The following is a 2,670-nucleotide window of genomic DNA, read 5'->3' as shown; positions in this document are numbered from 1 at the left end:
TGCCCTGCTATCCCCTGGCGCGGAAAGTTGTTGACGAACTCTGCAATCAGAGCTGCGATCAAGCCACGGATGCCAGCCAAGCCCTGCCGGATACTCCGGCGAGGCTTGACCTATGACCACAACGGATACCACAGAGGTTTCCGGGACAGGTGGGAACAACTGGCACAAGAGGACACAAGACCATTCGCTTTCCAGACGAAAGGGCTAAAAGCAGCCGGAAAGCGCTACAAATTGCGCTCCCGAATGCGTTCGCATCCGTAAGGTCGTCGGTTCGATCCCGATTAGGTCCACCAAAAGAGAGCCATACGAGCCAGGAAGCGACTATCTGCATGGTTGGCGGCGTGTTCGTATTGGCTTGTCCGCTCAAAGCGGAAAAATGAAAAAAGGCTACCGTTTGGGGGTTCGCCCCTATTCGGTAGCCTTTCTTCATGTTTTGTAACCTATTTCGTTATTTCCTAACAAAAACCTGCGAGATTCTAGGCCTTGTTTGAAAAAAGATAGAGGATGTGCTAAAGCAACAAAATAGCGATGGCGGCAAGATAAACGAAGGCGAGAAAGGAAGCATCCGACTTGTCATATCTGGTGGCAATTCTGCGAAACCACTTGATTTTCTGGAAAAAGCACTCCACCAGATGGCGCTTCTTATACAGATGCCAGTCAACCGGCCAGGGATCGGAAACGTTGCTTTGCGGCGGGATCACATAGCTGGCCCCGTGCGCTGAGATATATTCCCGAATCGTCCGGGCGCCATAGGCCCGGTCTGCCAGCACTGTACTCCCGCCGATTCTGACCTTTTTCAGCAGTTCAACAGCGTGAACCGAATCGTGGTCATTTCCAGCGGAGAGAAGGAACTCCACCGGGTTTCCCAGACCGTCTACGACAGCGTGGAGCTTTGTGTTCCACCCGCCTCTGGTACGGCCAACCGCCTTATCCGCCGTTTTTTCCCCGCCATTTGCACTTTCGTGTACCCTTACGCAAGTGGAGTCTACACTCAGAGTCTCCATGTCCGCATCGTCGGACAGCGCGTAAAATACCGCTTCCAAGGTGCCGTCGTCCCGCCATTTGGCGAATCGGGCGTACACGGACTGCCAGGGACCATAGGTCTCCGGCAGCTCACGCCATTGAGCGCCGCTCCGGACGATCCAAAGCATCCCGTTTAGCATGGTCCGGTTATCCTCCGGGGGCGGCCCCGCTTCCCCGTTTCTTCCGGTGGCAGCAGCTTGATTCGTCCCCATTGTTCTTTTGTTAATTCATATCGTTTCATGCCCTTAGCTTCGCATAACTTGGTTTGTTGTGCAACTTTTATGTTTCAAACAAGGCCTAATGAAGCACGGACACTATTCCGAACAAGAAGCTCAAGCAATCAAACAACAACTCCAAAGGGAGGGGCACATCATTCTCAACGGGCAAGCTGAACAGATTCACAATAGCAGACTCAGAAAAATCAACAAGAAATACAGCATCGATGTTGCCTATAGCAAAGCGGATATTCCATCTGCATCACGCCCCATGGTCACACTTCCATCAGATATTTTGGCTGAGCCAGACGGAAAAGGAGGGTGGGTGTTAGCCGCAGGCCAAGGCAAAAATTCGTAAACTGTTTGACTGAATGCATTTGTGAAATGTTGGCTTTCGTTTTTCGCAACGCATCGGAACACACACATATAATTGGTGGCATCTATCGTGTTGCGATACCATCCCGGGATTGACAAAAGCCGGCTATACTGAGAAAGAGGCCGAAAATCTGATCATCCGCTCCGTTGAATTTTTTAAAGAAGCGCGAGACGAGTGGTGGCAGGCCGAGGGCAAAGCTTCCGGGCGTGTCTATCCTCTCTGCCTAGGCGCTGTTGGTCCTTACGGGGCCTATCTGGCAGACGGTTCCGAGTATCGCGGCAACTACGGTGTGTCCGATGAGGTGTACGGCAATTTCATCAGCGCCGCATGGAGCTGCTGTGGAACGCCGGCTGTGACCTGCTGATGATTGAGACTCAGCCATCCCTGTCCGAGGTGTTGATTGAAACTCAGATTGCCGAGTCCTTGAATGCAGAGTACTGGGTCAGCTTTTCCTGCAAAGACGGCGCCCATATCCACGAGGGTGACCGGATAGCAGACTGTGCCGCCGCCTTGTCTAAGGGACATCCCCACCTGAAGATGATCGGCGTCAACTGCACGCCGCCTCAGTTTATTTCCAGTTTGATTGGCCAACTCAGGCAGGCATGTAATTTGCCCATCGGCGTTTATCCCAACAGCGGCGAAGTGTATGATCCCGCCACCAAGACCTGGTACGGCTCTCGGGCAGCTCTTCGCTTTGGGGACTATGCCCGGCGCTGGATGATGGAAGGAGCATCTGCTGTGGGCGGCTGCTGTCAGACCGGCGATACGCACATTTCCGATGGCACAAAATCCCGTGTAATGGTTCTGCCTCTCAAAAAATAACAGGAGGGCTCACCGTTAAGCCGACTGTGAGCCCTCCTATACGTACTGACGGCTGTAATTCAGATACAGATATGGCCTCTTCCTGGGACAGTTCCTGTCCCCATATTCCATAAAAAGCGACTGGGAATATCGAAAAATTTATGGCGGAGACGCTGGATCAAACCAAACTGCAAAAGAATTCACATTTTTAAAAACACAGCAATGGGATGCAGCGTTTCAACAGCCTGGCCCCTT

General features: G+C 52.4%; 3 protein-coding genes and 1 pseudogene. 3 read left to right on the top strand and 1 reads right to left on the bottom strand.

The features are described from left to right. Nucleotides 1-509 precede the first annotated feature (509 nt). Nucleotides 510-1,264: pseudogene (locus ACQRD3_RS13390) on the bottom strand (IS5 family transposase). 59 nt (nucleotides 1,265-1,323) lie between these two features. Between ACQRD3_RS13390 and ACQRD3_RS13385 the strand changes: the two are divergent. The 3 genes from ACQRD3_RS13385 to ACQRD3_RS13375 all read left to right on the top strand — a co-directional run bounded on the left by ACQRD3_RS13385 (nucleotide 1,324) and on the right by ACQRD3_RS13375 (nucleotide 2,436). Beyond that, nucleotides 1,324-1,596: a hypothetical protein gene (locus ACQRD3_RS13385; protein WP_427781720.1), complete on the top strand. Its 273-nt coding sequence runs from the start codon at nucleotides 1,324-1,326 to the stop codon at nucleotides 1,594-1,596. A 109-nt stretch (nucleotides 1,597-1,705) separates the two neighbouring features. Next, nucleotides 1,706-1,978, top strand: a complete 273-nt coding sequence (locus ACQRD3_RS13380; RefSeq protein WP_427781719.1) for a homocysteine S-methyltransferase family protein — start codon at nucleotides 1,706-1,708, stop codon at nucleotides 1,976-1,978. Further along, the gene (locus ACQRD3_RS13375) at nucleotides 1,942-2,436 is read left to right on the top strand and encodes a homocysteine S-methyltransferase family protein (protein WP_427781718.1); all 495 of its coding nucleotides are present in this window, start codon (nucleotides 1,942-1,944) and stop codon (nucleotides 2,434-2,436) included. Before ACQRD3_RS13380 ends, ACQRD3_RS13375 begins: the two co-directional genes overlap by 37 nt. Nucleotides 2,437-2,670: the final 234 nt, after the last annotated feature.

This window comes from Candidatus Pseudoscillospira sp. SGI.172, from assembly GCF_050313575.1.
GTDB lineage: Bacteria > Bacillota > Clostridia > Oscillospirales > Oscillospiraceae > Vermiculatibacterium.
Note: the sequence above shows the minus strand (reverse complement) of the source record. Positions and strands in the feature narration are given on the sequence as shown.

Bases quoted from the DNA above. Each gene is read 5' to 3' on its own strand.
- ACQRD3_RS13385 (WP_427781720.1), top strand. From the start codon at position 1,324: ATGAAGCACGGACACTATTCCGAACAAGAAGCTCAAGCAATCAAACAA.
- ACQRD3_RS13375 (WP_427781718.1), top strand. From the start codon at position 1,942: ATGGAGCTGCTGTGGAACGCCGGCTGTGACCTGCTGATGATTGAGACT.